Source organism: Parvularcula sp. IMCC14364 (genome assembly GCF_030758415.1).
Taxonomy (GTDB): Bacteria; Pseudomonadota; Alphaproteobacteria; order Caulobacterales; family Parvularculaceae; genus Aquisalinus.
The window spans coordinates 716882-736791 of sequence record NZ_CP132334.1; the positions used below are offsets into that span (position 1 = coordinate 716882).

Annotated in this window: 21 protein-coding genes and 3 pseudogenes; 12 read left to right on the forward strand and 12 right to left on the reverse strand. The window is 53.9% G+C overall.

Going from position 1 to position 19910, the window contains the following annotated elements; genetic code table 11:
* Positions 1-10 precede the first annotated feature (10 nt).
* Positions 11-1498 (forward strand): BCCT family transporter, encoded by a 1488-nt coding sequence (locus tag RAL90_RS03485; protein WP_306253140.1) that lies wholly within the window; start codon positions 11-13, stop codon positions 1496-1498.
* A gap of 236 nt (positions 1499-1734) precedes the next feature.
* Complete coding sequence (locus tag RAL90_RS03490) at positions 1735-2187, forward strand: hypothetical protein (RefSeq protein ID WP_306253141.1); 453 nt, start codon at positions 1735-1737, stop codon at positions 2185-2187.
* A gap of 134 nt (positions 2188-2321) precedes the next feature.
* Here RAL90_RS03490 and RAL90_RS03495 read toward each other — a convergent pair whose 3' ends face one another.
* A complete protein-coding gene (locus tag RAL90_RS03495) occupies positions 2322-2957 on the reverse strand; it encodes a hypothetical protein (protein WP_306253142.1) in 636 nt (211 codons plus the stop codon).
* A gap of 289 nt (positions 2958-3246) precedes the next feature.
* On the opposite strand from RAL90_RS03495, the gene RAL90_RS03500 reads away from it, so the two are divergent.
* Together RAL90_RS03500 and RAL90_RS03505 are read left to right on the forward strand one after the other, a co-directional pair.
* Positions 3247-3750: a MarR family winged helix-turn-helix transcriptional regulator gene (locus RAL90_RS03500; protein WP_306253143.1), complete on the forward strand. Its 504-nt coding sequence runs from the start codon at positions 3247-3249 to the stop codon at positions 3748-3750.
* Positions 3747-4178, forward strand: coding sequence for a hypothetical protein (locus RAL90_RS03505; protein WP_306253144.1), 432 nt, complete (start codon positions 3747-3749; stop codon positions 4176-4178). Before RAL90_RS03500 ends, RAL90_RS03505 begins: the two co-directional genes overlap by 4 nt.
* A 132-nt stretch (positions 4179-4310) precedes the next feature.
* Here RAL90_RS03505 and RAL90_RS03510 read toward each other — a convergent pair whose 3' ends face one another.
* Positions 4311-4544 carry a hypothetical protein gene (locus tag RAL90_RS03510; RefSeq protein WP_306253145.1) on the reverse strand — a complete coding sequence of 78 codons (234 nt, stop codon included), beginning with the start codon at positions 4542-4544 and terminating at the stop codon, positions 4311-4313.
* 157 nt (positions 4545-4701) lie between these two features.
* Here RAL90_RS03510 and RAL90_RS03515 point away from each other — a divergent pair, with 157 nt between their 5' ends.
* Positions 4702-5865, forward strand: coding sequence for an IS30 family transposase (locus RAL90_RS03515; RefSeq protein WP_306252534.1), 1164 nt, complete (start codon positions 4702-4704; stop codon positions 5863-5865).
* A gap of 178 nt (positions 5866-6043) precedes the next feature.
* Here RAL90_RS03515 and RAL90_RS03520 read toward each other — a convergent pair whose 3' ends face one another.
* Both RAL90_RS03520 and RAL90_RS03525 read right to left on the reverse strand, forming a co-directional pair.
* Entirely contained in the window at positions 6044-7051 is a 1008-nt protein-coding gene (locus RAL90_RS03520) for a peptidoglycan -binding protein (protein WP_306253146.1), read from the reverse strand.
* 3 nt (positions 7052-7054) lie between these two features.
* Positions 7055-8020, reverse strand: coding sequence for a hypothetical protein (locus tag RAL90_RS03525; RefSeq protein ID WP_306253147.1), 966 nt, complete (start codon positions 8018-8020; stop codon positions 7055-7057).
* Positions 8021-8432: 412 nt separating this feature from the next.
* Here RAL90_RS03525 and RAL90_RS03530 point away from each other — a divergent pair, with 412 nt between their 5' ends.
* Positions 8433-8825: a hypothetical protein gene (locus RAL90_RS03530; RefSeq protein ID WP_306253148.1), complete on the forward strand. Its 393-nt coding sequence runs from the start codon at positions 8433-8435 to the stop codon at positions 8823-8825.
* A 114-nt stretch (positions 8826-8939) separates the two neighbouring features.
* Here the strand turns inward: RAL90_RS03530 and RAL90_RS03535 are convergent, their stop codons facing one another.
* Positions 8940-9731 carry an inositol monophosphatase family protein gene (locus tag RAL90_RS03535; RefSeq protein ID WP_306253149.1) on the reverse strand — a complete coding sequence of 264 codons (792 nt, stop codon included), beginning with the start codon at positions 9729-9731 and terminating at the stop codon, positions 8940-8942.
* Between the two features lie 312 nt (positions 9732-10043).
* Between RAL90_RS03535 and RAL90_RS03540 the strand changes: the two genes are divergently transcribed.
* The 6 genes and pseudogenes from RAL90_RS03540 (at position 10044) to RAL90_RS03565 (ending at position 15157) form a co-directional block, all read left to right on the forward strand.
* Positions 10044-11051 (forward strand): AraC family transcriptional regulator, encoded by a 1008-nt coding sequence (locus tag RAL90_RS03540; protein ID WP_306253150.1) that lies wholly within the window; start codon positions 10044-10046, stop codon positions 11049-11051.
* Between the two features lie 108 nt (positions 11052-11159).
* The gene (locus RAL90_RS03545) at positions 11160-12005 is read left to right on the forward strand and encodes an NAD(P)H-binding protein (RefSeq protein WP_306253151.1); all 846 of its coding nucleotides are present in this window, start codon (positions 11160-11162) and stop codon (positions 12003-12005) included.
* Complete coding sequence (locus RAL90_RS03550; protein ID WP_306253152.1) at positions 12002-12433, forward strand: DUF4345 domain-containing protein; 432 nt, start codon at positions 12002-12004, stop codon at positions 12431-12433. Before RAL90_RS03545 ends, RAL90_RS03550 begins: the two co-directional genes overlap by 4 nt.
* 109 nt (positions 12434-12542) lie before the next feature.
* Positions 12543-13046, forward strand: a complete 504-nt coding sequence (locus RAL90_RS03555) for a DUF1772 domain-containing protein (RefSeq protein ID WP_306253153.1) — start codon at positions 12543-12545, stop codon at positions 13044-13046.
* Between the two features lie 449 nt (positions 13047-13495).
* Positions 13496-14214: pseudogene (locus tag RAL90_RS03560) on the forward strand (IS5 family transposase); the annotation flags it as partial.
* Between the two features lie 109 nt (positions 14215-14323).
* A complete protein-coding gene (locus RAL90_RS03565; protein ID WP_306249540.1) occupies positions 14324-15157 on the forward strand; it encodes an IS5 family transposase in 834 nt (277 codons plus the stop codon).
* A gap of 164 nt (positions 15158-15321) precedes the next feature.
* On the opposite strand, the pseudogene RAL90_RS16265 reads toward RAL90_RS03565, so the two are convergent.
* The 7 genes and pseudogenes from RAL90_RS16265 to RAL90_RS03600 form a co-directional block, all read right to left on the reverse strand.
* Positions 15322-16043 (reverse strand): annotated as a pseudogene (locus RAL90_RS16265) (IS5 family transposase); the annotation flags it as partial.
* Between the two features lie 75 nt (positions 16044-16118).
* Positions 16119-16544, reverse strand: coding sequence for a hypothetical protein (locus RAL90_RS03580; RefSeq protein WP_306253154.1), 426 nt, complete (start codon positions 16542-16544; stop codon positions 16119-16121).
* A complete protein-coding gene (locus tag RAL90_RS03585) occupies positions 16541-16975 on the reverse strand; it encodes a hypothetical protein (protein ID WP_306253155.1) in 435 nt (144 codons plus the stop codon). Before RAL90_RS03585 ends, RAL90_RS03580 begins: the two co-directional genes overlap by 4 nt.
* Positions 16976-17118: 143 nt before the next feature.
* A pseudogene (locus tag RAL90_RS16270) lies at positions 17119-17214 on the reverse strand (integrase core domain-containing protein); the annotation flags it as partial.
* 175 nt (positions 17215-17389) lie between these two features.
* Positions 17390-17698, reverse strand: a complete 309-nt coding sequence (locus RAL90_RS03590; RefSeq protein ID WP_306253156.1) for a hypothetical protein — start codon at positions 17696-17698, stop codon at positions 17390-17392.
* A 6-nt stretch (positions 17699-17704) separates the two neighbouring features.
* Positions 17705-18763, reverse strand: a complete 1059-nt coding sequence (locus RAL90_RS03595) for a metallophosphoesterase (protein WP_306253157.1) — start codon at positions 18761-18763, stop codon at positions 17705-17707.
* A gap of 353 nt (positions 18764-19116) precedes the next feature.
* Positions 19117-19599, reverse strand: coding sequence for a helix-turn-helix domain-containing protein (locus RAL90_RS03600; RefSeq protein ID WP_306253158.1), 483 nt, complete (start codon positions 19597-19599; stop codon positions 19117-19119).
* Between the last annotated feature and the right edge of the window lie 311 nt (positions 19600-19910).

Here is a 19910-nt window from a genome sequence, read left to right on the forward strand (position 1 = left end):
GCTGTAACAGTTGTTTATCTCAAATCGTGTAAAGACATATTTTCCGCATCTGTTGATTGCGGCGCTGGCGGCAGTGAGCATTTTGTTACCGGGCAGAACAACTGAGATCATACAGGGGTTCTCACAATGGTTCCTGCGGAATTTTGACGGCCTGACCCTTGGCATTGCGACCGGGAGTGTGCTGATCTGTGTGATAGCTGCAGCAGGCCCATGGGGGCGGTTGCGCCTTGGCGGGGCTGACGCAAAGCCGGAATTCTCGACGATCTCCTGGCTGGCGATGCTGTTTGCTGCCGGCATGGGGGCCGGGCTTGTTGTCTGGGGGGCAGCAGAGCCGCTGATCTTTACCGTGGTACCACCCCCCGGACAGGCGAGCCCTGAAACCGCTGCGGCGATTGCCGATGCCTATGCCCTGACCATGTTTCACTGGGCCTTTCACGCCTGGGCAATTTACGGCATCTCCGCTTTGTCGATTGGCTATATGGCGTATGCCAATAATACCGCTCCATTGCCGAGCGTCCCGTTTCAGGCATTGCCATTACCGCTCAGGCGGCTGATCGACTGGGCTTCGCTTTTTGCCGTGACGTTCGGCATTGTTGCGTCGCTCGGGCAGGGGGCCATCAATATGGGTGCGGGGATTGATCGCATCTTTGGGCCAGGCAGCGACGGGATTGGTACGCAGGTTCTGCTATTGCTGTGTCTCCTGGCGGTTTACATGGTCTCTGCCTGGAATGGCCTGAAAGGCGGGATCGAGCCGCTGTCCAATTTCAATATGGTACTGGCCCTGTGCCTGATGGTTTTTGTGCTGGTTGCCGGCCCGACCTTGCAGCTGTTTGGCGATATGGCGGCAATGGGCACGGCATATCTGGGCCAGTTCATGCAGCTTTCTGCCGAATTGCGGCCAGAGGGGGAGGCGCGTGACTGGACCCGTGCCTGGTCCCTGACATATTTTTTGTGGTGGATTGCGTGGACGCCTTTTGTGGGCGTGTTCATCGCGCGCATCAGCCGGGGGCGGACCATTCGTGCATTTCTGATCGGTGTGGTTTTCATTCCATCTGTCCTGACCCTGTTCTGGTTTGCGATTTTTGGCGGCGCGGCGATTGATGTTCAGCTAACCGACAATGTTGATCTTGGCATCTCTGATTTCAGCACCGCGCCATCTGCCACCTATGTGCTGATGGAGCAGTTTCCACTGACTGTCCTGATGCAGATCGCAACCTTTCTGCTGATGTTTACGTTTCTGGTGACGAGCGCTGATTCCGGCTCTTATGTGATGGCGGTTTTTTCGTCACAGCGCAGCGCGAGGCCGCCGCGGGGGGAGCGGATTTTCTGGGGCGTGATCCTCGCGGCACTGACCATTGGCGCGATTGCCTCCGCCGAGGGGCAGAACGCCACACGGGCGCTGGCCGTGGTGGGGGCCATTCCGCTGGCTTTTCTGATTATCGCGCAGATTTTTTTTGCGGGCCTGCGCATTGTGCAGGACTGGCGCGCCAGCCGGTAAGCCCGCCGGGCTTTCTGCGATGGTCAGGCTTTTTTTTTTGAGGGCCAGATTTTTTAGGCACCTTACTCGAATAGCACGACCGGAGATCGCCAGAAGCGGAAGTAGCCATCCCTATTTTAAATGGTAAATGTGTGATCTATTGCAGATAATTGTTCGGTTCCACTTTGGGGTTGGTTGATTAGCTGCAAATGGCTACGAATTAGGTGAAGTCATTTACAGAATGACGGAGAATTAAAGTGCCCTCCCAATTTATTGTAAGACAATCCAAGACCTTTTTTTATTTCAGCCTTGCATTGATATCGTATTTTCTCTGGCGGGTAACCAATGCAGCGTATTTTACTTTTGGCAGCGCGTCAGAGCCAAAAGACTGGGCCTTGTTTGTTCTATTTATCTCAACCGCCGTGATCTCCATATATGCATTGTTTTATTATATGCGCCGTATGAAAGCGCGGCCACCAATAGCCATATTCGATGCCGAAGGCATAACAACAGAAGCAGGTGAGCGTATTAGCTGGGACGACATCACAAAAGTATATACTTGGACTGGGGTGTTATTTGTCAAAGACCATACAAACTATGATTGGGTGGTACGCCTTGATCCAGCAGAGATTGGGTTCAAAAAAATGCGAAAACTTAAATCTTTCCTTCGTCAAATAGCTCCACGCCACTTAGTCATCGAGCTTGAATAGAACGAGTTTAGACGTCCGAGTAATGACACAATTCGGTCGTTCCCGTCACACTCATGAAAGGCAGAAAAGGACCAAACCCGGCTCTGCTGATTGCGTATGCCCGCCTGGGGGTAGCCTCGGGTCAGGCCATGGCGTTAATCTCGTTTAACAGGTCGGTTGTTGCGGCTGGCATTTTGCGCGCGGCTTTTGCCTGACGGCGGCGCTCCGCCCGGCTGAGATTTTTTTTTCAGGCTGAGGCCGGGCAAAACGTCCTCTTGTGCGGCGGGGGCTGGCTGTTGTGAGGCGGATTGCGGCGGTTTTGCCCCTTTGGTGGTGATGGCTGCTTCTATTATCTCATTGCCGGGCGTGGTGGTCCGGTCAGATTTTTTTGTAGCTGGCGTGGGACGGGCGTGTACTTTGTCGCTGGTGTCTTTGTCTTTTGCCTCTGCCCTGTCCGTTACGTCTGTTGCAAATGGGGCATCTGTTGGGGCGGGTGTACAGGTTCGCTGGTTGTACACGGCCATCGCCTCGGCAATGGTAACTTTCAATCCCATGTCTTTTTTCAGGGCTTCGAGTTTCTCGTAAGAGCGGATCTGGCTGGCCACAAGGCGGACCTGATCCTGCAACAGGCGCACGCGCTTTTCCTGCGGATTGAACAGGCTGCGTTGATCGGCGATCTGCAGGGTCAGGCTGTCGAGGGCTGTCTGCAGGTTGGTGATGCGGGACTGGGGCGTGAGCAGAAGGTCCCGGCCGTGGCTGAGTGGGGCTGATGCGGTTGTTGATGCAGTCATTCGGGGTCTCCTTTTTTTTGAGGCGCGAAATGCGCCGGGAGACCCAGACTAAAGGCTGACAAAGGGGGGCCCATAGATTGTAATGTTTACGCTGACAACATGAGGGCGGAGGGTGGCAAGAGGCTGAAGGGTCGCTATCGCGCACAAGCGACCAGCGCTTGCTTGCCAGGTGGGTGGCCTGCGTTCGTCAGCTGCAGAATACCAAGGAGTCACAGCGATCAGGTCGATCGGTTGACTTTCTTAAACATATTGATAAATATATTGATCAATATGTTTAGGAACGAGGAATATGAACGCACAATTTCTTGATACCGAAGCGGCGTTTGCGTTGCGCGCGAAACAGCTCGTGGATCGGCTGTACGATCAAATGGCCGATGCGCTCATCGAACGGGGGCTGAAAATCATCAGCAAAACGATGGGGATCGTGCAGTTGCTGTACTCAGAGGGCGCAAAGTCTCAGGCGCAAATAGCAGACCGTCTCAAATATTCTCCTCAGCTGACCGCACAGCGGCTTGCCTGGCTTATCGACAACGAATTTGTCGTTTCGCAGCGCGACCCGTCAGATGCACGACGACGGTTGGTGGAATTGACCGCAGCTGGAATGGCGGAAGGCAGCAAACTGCAATCCTTTCTTCCAGAGCTCATTAGCGCTTATGACGCGTTGTTTGAGGAGATCGGCATTGATCTCGATGCCGCCATTCAAAAAGCTGACGGCGCGCTCGAAGCGACTCCTCTCAAGGAACGTATGGCGTCCCCCTCAAAACTAAACCGTCGCACAGGAGGTGTAATGTGATCCGGTCTTTACCCATGCTCATCGCGGCTTGCATTTGTGCAGTTGCATTTCTTTTCGGCATCATTCGTATTGGTGTCGGCGCGGTTCTAGCCACACAGGCGATAGGAATTGTTGATGTCGCGGCGTTTTCTGGGCCCGTCACGGAGATTCAGCAATTTCTGAATGAACAGAATGATCAGGCACTGCTTCCACTGACCCCTGTTTCCTACCTGGCGATTATTGCGTTTATGGGGCTTTGTCTGGTCTTTGGAGCCGTTTTGTCCTGGCAGCGAAAAAGTTGGGGGTACGGATTGTTGTCAATTTACCTGCTTACGCATGCGAGCCTGTTCGTAAATTTTCAAACCATAAATCCCAAGATCAATATACTGATAGCTGGTATTATCATGCTGATCATTCTGGTTTTTGCAAATCAACGCAGGCGTATATGAACCAAAACTTGTGCGCCCGAACAGTCGTGCCCTGAATATTAAAAGACGCTGTCTCGTGGCCCACGATTGTCGTTTCGCTGATGCTACAGGAAGGGTCGCTTGCAAAAGACGCATACCGGAACATTTAAATTGTCATATGTGACGCCGATAGAGGAGTAACTGCATCATGAATTTCTCATTGACCCGGGCGCTAGTTTTTGCCTGCATTGGTATGCCGCTTGGCTTTATTTTTACAGCCTTTGGATTCGCCTTGACGGCTTCACCTATTGAAGCGTCATCCATTTTTCCCTGGGCGCTGACAATTGCTGCTATCATCGGCATTGTCGGTGGATTGAGGCGATCCTCCAGATAAGCTAGCTCTCTCATTCGTGGATCCGCTCCAAAACATATACCCAGTTCTGCACCAAAGCGGGAGCATCCACTATTTTCGAACTTCTGCCAAAGTCCGAGCGACCAATTTGGGTTGTGCGTTCAATGGGTCGTCGCAACACATACGATAAATTCGATATGTGGAGCGACAGTGATGAGGAAGAAATACGTACGGGTTGGCTTTACACCGGCTCAAAAGGCAGAGCTGTGGGAGCGATGGCGACGCGGCGAACAAATGAAGTCGATCGGGCGAGAGTTCGGAAAACCATCTTCGAGCATTTTCAAACATATTCGTTCGACGGGTGGGTATACTCCGGTTGAACGTCGCCGCGCGCCCGGCTGTTTGAGTTTGGCTGAGCGTGAAGAGATTTCTCGAGGACTTATGGTGGACCGATCCATCCGATCGATTGCACGCGCTTTGGGGCGTGCTGCTTCAACCATCAGCCGGGAGATCAAGCGCAATGGTGGCGCCAGGCGTTACCGCGCGGTCAAAGCAGATAAGCGCGCCTGGAAGCAGGCCCTACGTCCGAAGCCTTGCAAGCTGGCCATGCATGATGAGTTGCGGCAAGTTGTAGTTTGCAAGCTTCAGCGCCATTGGTCACCACAGCAGATCGCCGGCTGGTTAGCGCGGGCGCACCCAAGGCAAGAGGCGATGAACGTGTCTCATGAAACGATCTATCGAAGCCTATACGTACAGGCGCGCGGTGTGCTGAAGAAAGAGCTCGTGCAGTATTTACGAACGTGTCGCCAGTTACGCGGTTCAAGACATGCGCTTAAAGGCAAAGACCCACGCGGACAGATCAAGGATGCGGTCTCGATCAGCGAACGACCTGCTTCGGTGGAGGATCGCGCCGTCCCCGGTCACTGGGAAGGTGACCTGATTTGTGGTCCCAAGCATAGCTTCATCGTGACCCTGGTTGAGCGTCACTCGCGCTATGTGATGCTTGCAAAGGTAGCCAACCGGCGCACTGAAACCGTCGTCGATGCGTTGATCGAACATGCCAACAGAATCCCAGACGAACTCTATAAATCCCTTACCTGGGATCGAGGCCATGAACTGGCAGAGCATAAGCGCTTCACTGTTGAAACGGATATCGAAGTCTATTTCTGCGATCCGCAAAGTCCATGGCAGCGCGGCACGAACGAAAACACCAATCGGCTATTGCGCCAATATCTCCCCAAGGGAACGGATCTGTCAGTGCACTCCCAGGAGCAGTTGGACGCGATCGCCAGAGAACTAAATGAGCGCCCAAGAAAAACACTGGACTATGAGACCCCAGCTGAGCGATTAAATACCTGTGTTGCGATGACCGGTTGAATCGGCAGGTGATTTAAGACGCTCGCACCGCCTGTCGCCAGCGGCATAACATCCTTCAACAGGACACTGCACATTGGTCTCTCGACGAGAAGTATTGATCCGATTGGCAACATTTACGGCCTGAACAAGGCTGATTGGCCGCCCCGGCTTCTACGCTGGTTCAGACTGACGGCGCGGATCAGCGCTCGGTCAGTTTGAACTCAATGCGGCGGTTCTGGGCGAGGGAGGCGGCGTCGAAGCCGCTGACCAGAGGCTGGTCGTCCCCGAAGGCGGCGGCGACAAGGCGACGCTCCGGCACGCCGGCACCGGCCAGATAGCGCACCACGGACATGGAGCGTTCTGAGGACAGCTGGAGATTGTCACGGAAGCGGGCCTGACAGGCCGGGCCGAGCGGCTCCTGATCGGCATGGCCGTCCACGCGCAGGACCCAGTTTATTTCCGTTGGAATCTGGCCGCGAATATCAAGAAGGACACGAGCGAGTTTCTCCAGCTCGTTCTGGCCTGCGTCACTGATGGTGGCAGAGCAGGAGCCAAACAGGATGTCGCTTTCAAAAACGAAACGATCGCCCACAACGCGGATGTCATCCCGGTCGCCCAGCGCATTGCGCAGGGCTTCGAAAAAGCGGGAGCGCACTTCGGCCAGTTCCTGCACCTTCTGGGCGAGGGCGGCATTGAGACGCTGGGAGAGGTTTTCGATCTGTGCCTGCTGCGCCTCGTCCTTGGCTTCGGCTGCTTCCAGCGCCTCCTGCAGGGAGGCAAGTTGACGGCGCAGGGCGGCCAGCTGGGCGTTCAGCGTGGCGATTTCTGACTTCTGTTCGTCGGACAGGGCTTTTTCGGCTTCCAGTTCCTCCGCAGACGCTGCAACGGCACTTTCGGCGGTGCCCAGCGCGACGATGGCGGCGGCGAGCTCAGCCTCCTTGGCGTCAATCGTGTCTTCCAGGGACAGTACCTGGGAGAGCAGGGCATCACGTTCTGACTCGGCAAGGCCCAACTGCTCCGCCAGCGAATTGATACGGGCTGTGAGGCGCGCCAGTTCGGAGTCCTTCGAGGCCAGCTCTTCACCCAGATAGAACTGGGCCACCACAAAGATGGAGAGGACGAACATGACCACGAGCAGGAGGGTGGACAATCCGTCCACAAAGCCCGGCCAGATATTGGCGTCGTTGCGGGAGCGGCGGCGGGCCATGGATTAACGGTCCTTCTGCTCGTCGGCAGGGATGCCTTCTATCAGGGTACGGCCAAGATCACGGATCTCCCGCCGGACATTGTCAGCGGCCTGTTTCTGGGACTCGGCCTGATTTTCGTTGAGACGGGCAAGGGCCATCTCGATATTCTGCAGGGCCCCCAGCACATGGTCCGGGTTGGCCGCGAGCGAGGCGGCGCTGCCAGCCGGGCGTGACGTGCCAATCTCGGTGATGCCGGAGAGCCAGTCTTCCAGGTCGGAATAGAAACGGTTCTGGGCCTGACCGGCCTGAATATCGAGAAAGCCGATGACCAGTGAACCGGCAAGACCAAACAGGGAGGAGGAGAACGCGGTGCCCATGCCCGAGAGCGGCGCTTCGAGATTGTTGATCAACTGTGCAAGGGCATCAGTCGTCTCGCCAGAGCCGTTGCTGGCAAGCCCGCTGATGACGGCTGCAACCGCATCCACCGTCTGCAACAGGCCCCAAAAGGTGCCGAGCAGGCCGAGAAAGACGAGCAGGTTGGTGATATAACGGCCAAACTCGCGGCCTTCATCAATGCGCTGGCCGATGGAATCGAGGATGGCGCGGGAGGTTTCCTGTGACAGGCGGCCGCCACGCTCATCGGCATCAAGCAGGATGCGCGCCATGGCACCAATGAGGCCGGGGGGGCGGGGCAGGCGGGTGCGTGACGGGTCAACGGAATTCCGGAACGAGCGCACCCAGTTGACCGCCGGGCTGACCACAGCGGCCTGTCGCAGATTATAGACGATACCCACCAGCAGGATGAACAGGATCAGGCCGTTCAGCATCGGGTTGGCGTTGAAGGCTTCTACCAGCAGCGGATTGGGCTGGGGGCTGAGGGGCGACAGGTAGAAGGCGATGGCGCCCACAATGCCTGTGAACACCAGCATATTCAGTATGTAGCCGCCTGGTCCGGTGAACCGGACGGATTTGTCGAGTGAACGCGCCATTACAAGACCCCGTAAAACCTTAATCCCCTTGGAAGACCACCATAACGCATAAAACGATTTCGTGAAGCCCGTGTGATGGAAGTTTCACATAGCTGTTTTGGGCGCCTGCCACGGCATCTCAGCTGGGAGAAGTTGGGGTGATTCTACCTGAACAGAGGGTCAAAACAGGGTGAGCGCACCTGTTGCGCAATTTATTTTGGGCGCAATGCGCCCTCTAGATAGCGCTGTAAAAACAATAGTTTACGATCAATCTGCTCACGCTTCAAGCCGGCTGGTTTTGCAAAATGCGCAAAAAATGCGCATTTCAGGTTGCGCAACCTGTGCGCACGTGATAGTTATATGACAGGAATATGACAAATATATTTCATATTTATGACGGATTGTGCCGTCATCCAAATTTAAGGAGACGATAATGAATAAGAAACAAAAACTCTTCGCTGCCGCTCTATTTTCTGCCGGCCTGATGATGACTTCGACCGCTGCAAGCGCCCTCGAAGGGGCACGCGCGCCAGGCAATATCAGCAACAAGGCAGAGCAGTATATTTCAACGCGCCTCGCCGATGATCGCGGTGCACGCTATCGCGTCAGCAGCAAACCCTATCAGGTGAAGGCGGAACTGCGCCGGGGCCAGAGCTATGATTGCTGGGCGCTGGATGTGCGCGTGCGCTCCGACCTTGGGGCTGCCGGGCGCGGGGCAGATCGCTACACGGTGATTTTCCATAACGGGCGCGCTGTGGCGCTGAAGCGTGACCTGCGCACCCGGATTGTGAAAGTACAAAGCGAGCAGCGCTTCGCCGCCAACTGAGGCGTCAACGCCACCGGTTTCGCCCTGTTCCTGAACTGGCCGTTTTCGGCAGCGCAGGGCAGGGCGTTTTCATTTGTATAAAGAGGTTTTTGACTCCGCCGGAAGGTGGCTTCTTTATCTCAGCAGCAATGCCCGGGCCGTCTCGTGGATGTGGCCATTGGTTGCCAGTACCGAGCCGGTCAGGTGCGGCTTGCCGCCATGCTTGTCGATCTCACTGACCTCGCCACCGGCCTCGCGGATCAGGATCGCGCCTGCGGCAATATCCCACGGGCCGAGAATACGCTCCCAATACGCATCAAACCGGCCCGCCGCAACAAAGGCGAGGTCCAGCGCGGCTGAGCCGAAGCGGCGGATGCCGGCTGTTTCCGCCAGCACATTGTGGCTTTCTTTCAGCGCGATGTCAGCGCCCGCCTTGCCTTTATAAGGCAGGCCATGAGTGAACAGACACTCGGTCAGGTCGGTGCGGCCGGAGACACGCATCCGCCGGTCATTGTGATAGGCACCTTCGCCCTTTTCGGCGAAGAAAAGATCATCTGTAATCGGATTGTAAACCACACCGGCAAACGGCTCGCGATCCCGCTCCAGCGCGATGGAGATGCAAAAATGCGGCAGGCCGTGAAGGAAGTTGGTGGTGCCGTCCAGCGGATCAACGATCCAGCGGTTGGAATTGTCGCTGCCATCCACCTCGCCACGCTCTTCCATCAGGAAGCCATATTTCGGCCGGGCCTTGCTCAGGCTCTCGAAGATGATTTCCTCGGCCTTCAGGTCGGCAGCGCTGACGAAATCTGCTGCGCCCTTGCGGGTGATTTTCAGGCTTTCCGTGTCGTAGAAATCACGGCGCAGGGAGCGGGCAGCCTCGCGCGCCGCAGCGATCATGACATTGAGGGTGGCAGTGGTATTCGACATGGCGATGAACTCTCGGACAGCAGATAGCGGGAAGGGAAATCAAGCAGCGCACCATAGCGATGCTTCGAGGTGGTGCAAGCCTGAATAAAGCCGCTCGTCTTTGGCCACGTGGGTGAGAGTGCCTTGCGAAAAATGCTCCGGCCAGGTGGTCCAACATTGGGGAGCACTTCACGTGTTCTCATGTATGCAAGGTTCCCCAGGGCGGTGCAGGACATTCGGGCCAGTTACTGGTTTCTACCGTCCTGCATGGCATCGGGGCGTTGGTGACCTTCCACTCGCGATTTTTCCAAACGTCCTTTACAAAAACACCTTATGAGCCAGATCACCTCTCTCTATGTCCATAAGGTTCTCAGTCATGCCAGCGCCGGCGTTGAGACGCGCGACCTGCTGGAGGGTCTGGGTCTTGCTTCTGACGGGACGATTGATCCCAAGCTGATGGTATCTGCAAACCGGTTTTATGACTTCTTCGCCACACTCGCGGGGCGCGATCCTGACGGCCTGACCTTGCCGCTGCGCATTGGTGCGAGCATGAAAAGTGACGATTATGGCGCATTCGGTCTGGCCTGGAAATCCGCGCCCGACCTGCGGGGCTCTTATGTGCGATCGGCGCGCTATGGTCATGTTCTGGGCAGCGCTGAAACCTATACACTGCAGGAAAGCGATGATGGCTGGTTCTTCAACCTCGAGAAAGCCGGGGATGGGCGTCTTGGTATGCTGCTTTCGAATGAGGCCAGCATGTCAGCAGTAGAGGTCATCAGCAGGGAAGTCAGTACAGCCCGGTTTATGCCGCTCGCTGTTTATTTCAAACACGCCGCACGCGGGGACAGCTCTGTTTATGAGACGCATTTTGGCTGCCCGGTGCATTTTGAATCAGGTCGTGACGCGCTTCTTGTCAGTGAAGACATCATGAGCGCGCCCAACAAACTGGGCGACGAGACCATTGCCAGCTTCTTTGACCGTCATCTGGAACAGGAGCTTGCGACACTGACAAATCATGACGGTCTTGAACAACGTGTCCGACGCGCTGTGGCAAATGTATTGAGCGAGGGTGTGCCAACTTTATCATTGATTGCTTCGGAACTGGGGATCGGGAGCCGCACCCTGCAAAGACGTCTCTCCGAGGGTGGGCAGTCATTTCAAACTGTCGTCGATATGACGCGAAAAGATCTCGCGCTGCGGTTGCTGCGGGAAACCGACTACAGCCTTGCCGAAGTCGCCTTTTTAACGGGCTTCGCTGAGCAGAGTGGTTTTACCCGGGCGTTCAGGCGCTGGCTGGGACAGACCCCTCGCTCCTACCGCATCGGCACCGCAAAGACCTGAGCGTGTTTCGATTGTCGCGATCTGCCAAACGCCTGGCATGGTTCGACAAGAACTCTGACGCTGCCTCCCATATCCATTGACTTGCAGAAACTGAAAAGGAGCCAGTCAATGAACATCCTGCGCAAAAAGAATGATCTTACTCTCGTGCTGGGCGGCACGGGTAAAACGGGCCGCCGGGTGGCCGAACGCCTGAAGGCCAAAGGCCATGAGGTCCGTATCGGATCGCGTTCAGCCGTCCCGTCTTTCGATTGGCACAATGAGAAAGGGTGGGACGCCTGCCTCAAAGGGGTTACGGCAGCCTACATTACCTATGCCCCTGACCTTGCCATGCCGGGCGCCCCCGACGCGATCCAGGCTTTTGTGGATCTCGCGAGACGGCGCGGCGTGAAACGCCTGGTCCTGTTGTCCGGTCGCGGCGAAGAGGAGGCGCAGGCCTGCGAGCGTATTGTTCAGGCCGCCGGTCTTGAGTGGACAATCGTTCGGGCAAGCTGGTTCCATCAGAACTTTTCTGAAGGCGCTTTTATCGACATGGTGCTGAGCGGCGTGATTACGCTGCCGGCGGGCGATCAGGTCGAGCCATTCGTCGATGTGGACGACATCGCTGATGTGGCTGTCGCCGCGTTGAGTGAAGATCACCACAATGGACAGGTCTATGAAGTCACAGGGCCTCGACTAATGACCATTTCTGATGTCGCGGCAGACCTGTCCCGCGTAACAGGGCGTGATATTGTCTTCGTAGATGTGCCCCATGCTGCCTTTGTCGCGGAGGTGGCCAGTTCTGGTGCGCCCAAGGATGTCGTCTGGATGCTGGATTATCTCTTTTCTACGGTTCTTGACGGGCGCAATGCCCATTTGTGTGATGGAGTACAGCGTGCGCTCGGTCGTCCGCCTAAGGATTTCGCGGATTATGCGCGAGATGTCGCCGCCACCGGCACTTGGAGGGCACCGGCATGAAACGGTTGATCACACGTACTGCGCTTGTCAGTTCTGGCGCACTTTTGGGCCTTGTCGGTGGTGGGCTGATGATTGCGCCACGGGCCTTCCTTGAAATGAGCCATGTGGTGGTGGAGCATGACCCTGGTCTGATGTCTGAATTGACCGCACCAAGTGGTATACTGATCATTACGGGAGCGTTCATGATCCTTGGGGCCATCAAGTCACGTTTTGCCTATCTCGCACTTTCCGTCGGCGCTATTGTCTATGGTAGCTACGGGATCGGGCGTCTGGTCAGCATGGGGCTTCACGGGTTGCCCGCCCAGTCGCTGGTCACCGCGACAGCGATTGAACTTGGGATTGCAGTCTTTCTGGTCGCCTTGAGACTCACCGGAACATCGCCCAAGCGAAACCTCGCAGAAGCCTATATCGGCGGCGCTATTGTTTAACCGGTCTGCACACGGCCTACCGCGCGTCGCGCCAGACCCGGACCTAAATCTCAGGGTTGCTGAAAGCGAGAGCGACCTTTCTGGAAAAACACAACTAAGGATCACACCCATGACCTATGAATGGCCCCTCTATTTCTGCCTTTTTCTGGCGCTCTGGAGCGCTGTTATTGGAGGCGTTTTCTCCGCCTTTTCCGAATTTATCATGTCCGGGTTGCTGAGGGCTGCACCTTCCGGCGGCATCGAGGCGATGCAACATATCAACCGGACTGTAATCAAAACCCAGTTCGTCGCCGGCATTCTCTCCATTGCGCTCTTTTCAGTTCTGTTCGCGCTTTACAGCCTGACCGTTTTTGAGGGAGCAGCGCGTGGAACGCTGATTTTTGCGCCGGTTGTCTATCTGCCGACCGTCTTTTTCATGACCATATTTGGCAATGTACCGATGAACAACAAGCTCGACCGTCTCGATCACACTTCTGCATCAGCGGAAGCCTATTGGATCAAGTATGGCCGGGACTGGACCCGACTTAATCATGTACGCTCGCTCGGCAGTATCCTGACGGCCGGGCTCTATGTCATCGCCGCCATTGCGCTCATCACCAGCGCGCAGGTCTGAGTTCAAAAAACACATGTTTCTGTGCGGCTTGTTGCCGCGCATTTACGTCATTCATGGGGCATAATTTTATGCTGCTCCTGACGCGATACCCGCCCCCTGGTGATCACTGTTTATTGCTTCAGGGGGCGAGCGGGGGTAGGGCGTGCTCTTATGTATGCAAGGTTTACCAAGGCGGTGCAGTTGTGGCGAATGCCGATAGGATGGATGAATAAATTGCAGATAGTGCCGATGACAGATAGTAAAGTACTCAAGGTTTATTTAAGGGTTCCAGAGTTTTTATGTCTTGGTTTTATATTGCTATATTCGCTCTAAAAGAGCTCCTGTGGGCAGGAGGAGGCATCCTTCTAGGGTCTGTACCCAATTTAACTGATTGATTTGTTTGTGCAAAGCGTGATTCAGGGATTTCCGAAAGGGAGTCTTAAATGGCGCGGTTTGATTTGTCGGATGAAGAATGGGCGGTGATTGAACCGTTGTTGCCAAAGGTTAGCCGCGGCCCGAAGCGCAAAGATGATCGTACGATCCTGAACGGCATCTTTTACATTTTGCGCACAGGCGCGCCATGGCGGGACTTGCCGGAACGATATGGACCGTACACGACTGCTTACAATCGGTATAACAGGTGGGGCGAGCGCGGCGTCTGGAAGGGCATATTCGATGCGCTCGCTGAAGAATGTGAGGACAGTCTGATCTTCATAGACGCCTCGATTGTCAAAGCTCACCGCGCAGCGAGTGGCTCAAAAAGGGGGAACTGGCGGAAGATATTGGACGCTCACGGGGCGGTCGCACAAGCAAAGTTCACGTGGCCGTAGATGAAAATGGCAGGCCATTGCGCATTGAGGTCACTGGCGGCCATGTTCATGACAGCCAGGTGATGAATGTCTTCCTCGACTGGGAGATGCCGCCTCTGGCGATGGTCCTGGACAAAGCCTATGGCAGTGCGAAGATCAGGCGCGATATCGCCGATGAAGGTGCGTTGGCGGTTATTCCCGCCAAGTCCAATGCGCGCAATCCGGTCCCGCATGACACCAGCCTTTACGCCATGCGTAATATTGTCGAGCGGTTCTTCTGCAAAATGAAAGACATGAGACGGCTGGCTACACGGTTCGAGAAATCTCGAAGGAACTTCATCAACATGATATATCTCTTCGCAGCAAAATGCTGGATCAATTGAGTCCACACCCTAACCTGTCAAAGCCACTAAGAGCCTGATCCAAAAGTATCTGGGTGATTTCAACGACTTATGATTCTCTTTGTTTGCTTAAGACACGGAGGATCAGATGAGTTGGAATGAAACCACCCGCACATATTATGACCGCAGTTTCCTGCGCTATGCAAGTGATCTGACGGACGACGAATGGGCTTTGATTGAACCTGAAATACCTCTTCCAAATCGGATGGGGCGTCCTCGCAAGTGGCCGATGCGGGAGATCATGAACGCCTTGTTGTATATCGCGTCTACTGGCTGCCAATGGCGCATGTTACCAAGGGATTTCCCGCCTTTTTCGACGGTTCAGAAATATTTTTATTGGTGGCGTGATGACAGATTGCTGGAAAAGATCAATCACCGCCTGCTGTTTGAATGCCGCGAAGCACACGGCAGAAGCCCACACCCCAGCGCAGGTGTGATCGATAGCCAGTCGGTTAAAACCACAGAAAGTGGCGGTATTACTGGCTTTGACGCGGGCAAAAATATAAAAGGCCGCAAGCGGCATATTCTGACGGATACGGAAGGCTTTCTGGTGACAGCACTTGTGCATGCCGCGGATGTACAGGATCGCGACGGCGCACCAGCGGTGTTGATGGAAGCGCGAGACAAATTTCCATGGCTTCGCCATATCTTTGCCGATGGTGGCTATGCGGGAGATAAGCTAAAGCGCAAACTTAAAAAAGTCGGTCCATTCCGGATGGAAATCATCAAGCGATCCGATAAAATGAAAGGCTTTAAAGTCCTGCCCCGGCGATGGGTCGTAGAACGCACATTCGCATGGTTAGGGCGATCACGCCGTCTCGCCAAGGATTGGGAACGATGCTGGACCTCAGCTATCGCATGGCTATTCATGGCTCACATCCGTATCGCAACAAGACGACTGGCAAGAGCATGTTTCATATGAAAGACTTTTGATTCAGACTCTAAGGCCCCACGCCAGCCCAGGTCATATGCGATAAAGCTAGTTAGTGCTGATACTGTTTTACTTGCACACATCAAATAGGCCCACAATTATTGATTTGGACGCATTTGGTTTAACAAATCCCTTGCTTCAGCTAGGGTGTGGACTCAATTGATCCAGCATTTTGCTGCGAAGAGATATATCATGTTGATGAAGTTCCTTCGAGATTTCTCGAACCGTGTAGCCAGCCGTCTCATGTCTTTCATTTTGCAGAAGAACCGCTCGACAATATTACGCATGGCGTAAAGGCTGGTGTCATGCGGGACCGGATTGCGCGCATTGGACTTGGCGGGAATAACCGCCAACGCACCTTCATCGGCGATATCGCGCCTGATCTTCGCACTGCCATAGGCTTTGTCCAGGACCATCGCCAGAGGCGGCATCTCCCAGTCGAGGAAGACATTCATCACCTGGCTGTCATGAACATGGCCGCCAGTGACCTCAATGCGCAATGGCCTGCCATTTTCATCTACGGCCACGTGAACTTTGCTTGTGCGACCGCCCCGTGAGCGTCCAATATCTTCCGCCAGTTCCCCCTTTTTGAGCCACTCGCTGCGCGGTGAGCTTTGACAATCGAGGCGTCTATGAAGATCAGACTGTCCTCACATTCTTCAGCGAGCGCATCGAATATGCCCTTCCAGACGCCGCGCTCGCCCCACCTGTTATACCGATTGTAAGCAGTCGTGTACGGTCCATATCGTTCCGGCAAGTCCCGCCATGGCGCGCCTGTGCGCAAAATGTAAAAGATGCCGTTCAGGATCGTACGATCATCTTTGCGCTTCGGGCCGCGGCTAACCTTTGGCAACAACGGTTCAATCACCGCCCATTCTTCATCCGACAAATCAAACCGCGCCATTTAAGACTCCCTTTCGGAAATCCCTGAATCACGCTTTGCACAAACAAATCAATCAGTTAAATTGGGTACAGACCCTAGTATCTCATGTAGGATGGCAGGTGGTCTTTTGGGATCAACAAGCATCAAATCAATCGATGTGGATGCATCCAAGCCAACAATCGCTTCATCTCCGCTATCGAAGAACCCTGACCAAATATCCCCGTAGAATTGCTGATACTGACTGAGTTGCTTTTTCTTTCGAACATTCGTTGCGGCACGCGTAAGTCGATCGCCAAGTCGGCGTTTGCGGTGCCCTAAAAAGAACAGAACTGACAGAACCAACGTAGAAAAATAAAAAAGTGAGTACGGAAGTGGCCATTGGCTGTCCCAAAAGGAACGAAAAGAGTTGTATTCATAAATGGCGAAGGCATACGGTATGGAAAATATAAACATCCCCAAAACTAAGGTAATAACCCTATAGTCATCTAATTTCATGACATTCGAAGTAGAAAAAAACTCCTAATGGGATTTATAAAAGGAGTACCCACTGTGAACCAAAAATGAAGATTTTGGAGGTTTGGTTCTTTGGTTTTGACTTCACTATCAAATGAAACTCCTCCAGCCGGGAATTCAATCTGCGAAAACCGCAGCGCATCGGCAATTACGTTACCCCCATGACTGTGCGCTATGGCACCATATGGAATTCCCTCATTCTCAACAGTTTCAAAATGCTTGAGAAGTTCCAGTGCTGCGCCGCGACGTTCAAACTCGCTATTATTTCCGGACCAATGAAATGGGAAAAAATGCAAAGGCTCAGATATCCGAGATTGCAGTTTTTTTTGAAACTCTGAGCCCTTTTGCCACCATTGTTCTCCATCATCAGATAGATCGGCAGCATTGGTCCCGTGCACCGTGAATATCAGCATGACCCTTCCCCTCTATCTCCTTTTGTTGTTTAGCATACCTATACGCTCCAGCCCATATTCATGTAGCAAATTTCTGATGGGATTCGGGGAAACACGTCAGCTGGTAGGCGCGCATTGAGATCCTGATGTAGCCCGATTATACTTTAGTATTTTAGCCATCTTGTGATGACCGTTTTTGCCTGCTCTTTAGTCGTGAACCATTCCGCATTCAGAAATTCGTGGCGTAGCGTGCCATTGAAATGCTCGTTGTATCAATTCTCCCAAGGAGAGCCCGAATAGTTTCGGATTGGATCAAAGCAACTTTGGTGAGACATTCCTGAAAGCTGACTCAAGAGCATTCCGGCCCGTCGTTTGATGATGGACAGCGGTTAAGTAATCAGCGGCTTGATGTCGGGACAGCTATGTGAGTGGTAGCTAACACCCTGGGGGAGTTCCAAAGTGCAGTGCCGTCACATAAATTGATGCCTCTGTATTGTTCTCCAGAACCCATTGCTTATCGCTGCCCGCAGCTGAACGGAGAACATAACCACCTTCTATATTTCCACTTGAAATGGCGGATACGAACAAGATGCCGTTGTCAGTAGTAAACATCTTATCGCTGTTGCCCTGCATGAAATAGTAGACGCCACTTTTTTTGGCTGGACACTCTACTGGCTCGGACTGCCATCTGCTTTGATGTTTAGCAGATGGGAAGAATATTAATTGTCGGGCTGTATCGGCCATCAGGCTTTACTCCTCTGCGACTGCCTCTGTATCATTCGGGTCTCGCGGCACCCACCACGGTCGACGATATTTCTGTTCGAAGTCTTTCTCCAGAACGCCGTCCAGCAATATGTTGGCCATCACCGGGCCATCCTCCGTCACGGTCATCCAAACGAAGTGGTCAAACTCACCATAGTTGGGCCCACGCACATTAGAGACGCCGCCTGTCGTGGCAAGAGCGATGCGTTCATGCGTGTGCGGTCCTTCTTCATTGGCATCATATTCGTAGGTGTGCATGTGACCCGCAAAGGCGGTGTAGTCGCGATCAGAGAGCATCCCCTCGATCTCTAGCCACTCTGGCACCTCGTCATCAAAGCGCTCCCATGGGCCTTCCACTGAGGGTTCCCCATCGGTCCGCTTCCAGCCCTGGCGCCAGTAAGGGCGGTGCATCATCAAGAAAGTCCAGCGGACATCATCATGCTCGTCGAGGGTTTCTTCCAGCCAGGCCAGTTGCTCTTCCTGCTCTTCAGCCCAGTTTCCACGACGCTGGCTGTGACCGGAGATGCCTTCCCGATCGAATAGAGCAGAGTTCAAAATAATGAATAGAACGTCCTTATAGGTGAAGCTGTAATAGCTGGGGCCATAGCGCTCTTCCCAGACGTTTGCCATGACTTGATTTGAGTAATCATGATTGCCCGGCGTAAAGAAAAATGGTGCATCGAGAACGCTCACAAAGCCATCTAGTTCATCCCACTCTTTCTCGAGCTGGGAACGATCTTCGGTGTAACCCTGGATCAGGTCACCGACACTGACCACGAAAGCTGGCTGCATCAGGTTCACCGTCTCCATCGCTGGTCCAAAGATTCCTTCGCGCTCGCCGCCTGTGCGGTCCGTGACAACCACGAAATGAAATCTGGCATCGCTGTCCAATGCCTCCAGCGAGGTCCATGGCGTTGCCTCACTCTCGATTGGCGGGGAGGGCTCAATCTTGTGGCTGTGGTTGTGGTGATTATGGCCATGAGTAGTTTGTGCTGATGCGCAACCGGCCAAAATAAACACTAATGCACCGAGAAATAACAACCTCATCACCCTCTCCTTTTGGGGGAGATGCTAACGATTGATTTTTACAATCGTGTGACGATTTGCGCCTCTAACATTATATGATCAAATCGTGGTCGGGATATGTGTTCAGGTGTCTGTTTTTGATTATAGGCGAGAATAATTTTCCAATTGATTTCGAAAAAAGGCGCAATGGATTTGTTCCCTCGCTCCATACGGGCGCATGGTGCCTTGAGGGTGGAGTCCACCCAGTGAATTCCGGTTGAGGGGGCGTGCGATTTCAAACCCCTGACCTTTCCCCGCACGGATAAAAGGCGAAGCCCCTTAATATATTATTTCCTAGGTCTATGTGACCCCCTCAGAGGGTCAATCTGACCCTATTAAAATGGCACATCTGAGTCAGGAGTTTCAGGGTCTTTTTCCGGTTTCAGATGTTCCCGCCAATGTGCATGCCCCTTCCTGACTATTGCCAGAATGTACTGATTGGAAGTTCGTTTTCCGGGTGAGGAGCACCGGCCCTTGATCGTCACCAATCTCTTTTGCTTGAGCATTTTCAATGCACGTTTGACGGTAGAGAGGTCCAACCCGGATCTATCGGATATGGTCTTTTGACTCAGTGTGCATGAGAAGTATTTGTGATGAGCGCTTTCTGCCAAAACGCACAGCACGACACTTTCTTTGGCAGACAGAGAGTTTACATCCCGTTGTTCTGCGGCCCATTTGACAGCAAGCAGATTATAGAAACGTCGCTGATAAAAGCCTTTTTCAAATGGCTGAACGGCAGGTTTTTTTTCAATAGTGGGAGCAGTCTGCTCAAACTCTTCGTACACAGCACCTGCTTGTCGCCAGGGCTCTTCATTCACGCTTAACTCCCCTCTAAATCAGGGGAGTTAGCCTCCAGGATTGGCGTTTCGGTTTTTTCTGACCTTTGACCTCTGAAAGGGTCCTTGCCCATCCTGAAGGGAAACAAGGCGCATTGTGAATCGGGGCAGTCGCGGATCATTGAGTAGCTGCCACAGCAGCATTGAATGCACCGTCGGCGAATGGCGCGCAGGGGAGTGCATTGACTGGGTGTAGGTTGGGTCACACCGGCCTCCATAGAAATTAAGTGTTGATTATGTTCTGCAGGCGGGCGTATTCTCTCGGTGCAAACTTGAGATCAGCCCGCCAGGGC

Excerpts from the sequence above, each read along its gene's own strand:
- RAL90_RS03585 (WP_306253155.1), bottom strand. The coding sequence starts at position 16,975 with ATGCTGATATTCACGGTGCACGGGACCAATGCTGCCGATCTATCTGAT.
- RAL90_RS03515 (WP_306252534.1), top strand. The coding sequence starts at position 4,702 with ATGAGGAAGAAATACGTACGGGTTGGCTTTACACCGGCTCAAAAGGCA.
- RAL90_RS03590 (WP_306253156.1), bottom strand. The coding sequence starts at position 17,698 with ATGGCCGATACAGCCCGACAATTAATATTCTTCCCATCTGCTAAACAT.
- RAL90_RS03550 (WP_306253152.1), top strand. The coding sequence starts at position 12,002 with ATGAAACGGTTGATCACACGTACTGCGCTTGTCAGTTCTGGCGCACTT.
- RAL90_RS03540 (WP_306253150.1), top strand. The coding sequence starts at position 10,044 with ATGAGCCAGATCACCTCTCTCTATGTCCATAAGGTTCTCAGTCATGCC.
- RAL90_RS03510 (WP_306253145.1), bottom strand. The coding sequence starts at position 4,544 with ATGAGAGAGCTAGCTTATCTGGAGGATCGCCTCAATCCACCGACAATG.
- RAL90_RS03565 (WP_306249540.1), top strand. The coding sequence starts at position 14,324 with ATGAGTTGGAATGAAACCACCCGCACATATTATGACCGCAGTTTCCTG.
- RAL90_RS03580 (WP_306253154.1), bottom strand. The coding sequence starts at position 16,544 with ATGAAATTAGATGACTATAGGGTTATTACCTTAGTTTTGGGGATGTTT.
- RAL90_RS03520 (WP_306253146.1), bottom strand. The coding sequence starts at position 7,051 with ATGGCCCGCCGCCGCTCCCGCAACGACGCCAATATCTGGCCGGGCTTT.
- RAL90_RS03595 (WP_306253157.1), bottom strand. The coding sequence starts at position 18,763 with ATGAGGTTGTTATTTCTCGGTGCATTAGTGTTTATTTTGGCCGGTTGC.
- RAL90_RS03555 (WP_306253153.1), top strand. The coding sequence starts at position 12,543 with ATGACCTATGAATGGCCCCTCTATTTCTGCCTTTTTCTGGCGCTCTGG.
- RAL90_RS03525 (WP_306253147.1), bottom strand. The coding sequence starts at position 8,020 with ATGGCGCGTTCACTCGACAAATCCGTCCGGTTCACCGGACCAGGCGGC.
- RAL90_RS03545 (WP_306253151.1), top strand. The coding sequence starts at position 11,160 with ATGAACATCCTGCGCAAAAAGAATGATCTTACTCTCGTGCTGGGCGGC.
- RAL90_RS03500 (WP_306253143.1), top strand. The coding sequence starts at position 3,247 with ATGAACGCACAATTTCTTGATACCGAAGCGGCGTTTGCGTTGCGCGCG.
- RAL90_RS03535 (WP_306253149.1), bottom strand. The coding sequence starts at position 9,731 with ATGTCGAATACCACTGCCACCCTCAATGTCATGATCGCTGCGGCGCGC.
- RAL90_RS03530 (WP_306253148.1), top strand. The coding sequence starts at position 8,433 with ATGAATAAGAAACAAAAACTCTTCGCTGCCGCTCTATTTTCTGCCGGC.
- RAL90_RS03495 (WP_306253142.1), bottom strand. The coding sequence starts at position 2,957 with ATGACTGCATCAACAACCGCATCAGCCCCACTCAGCCACGGCCGGGAC.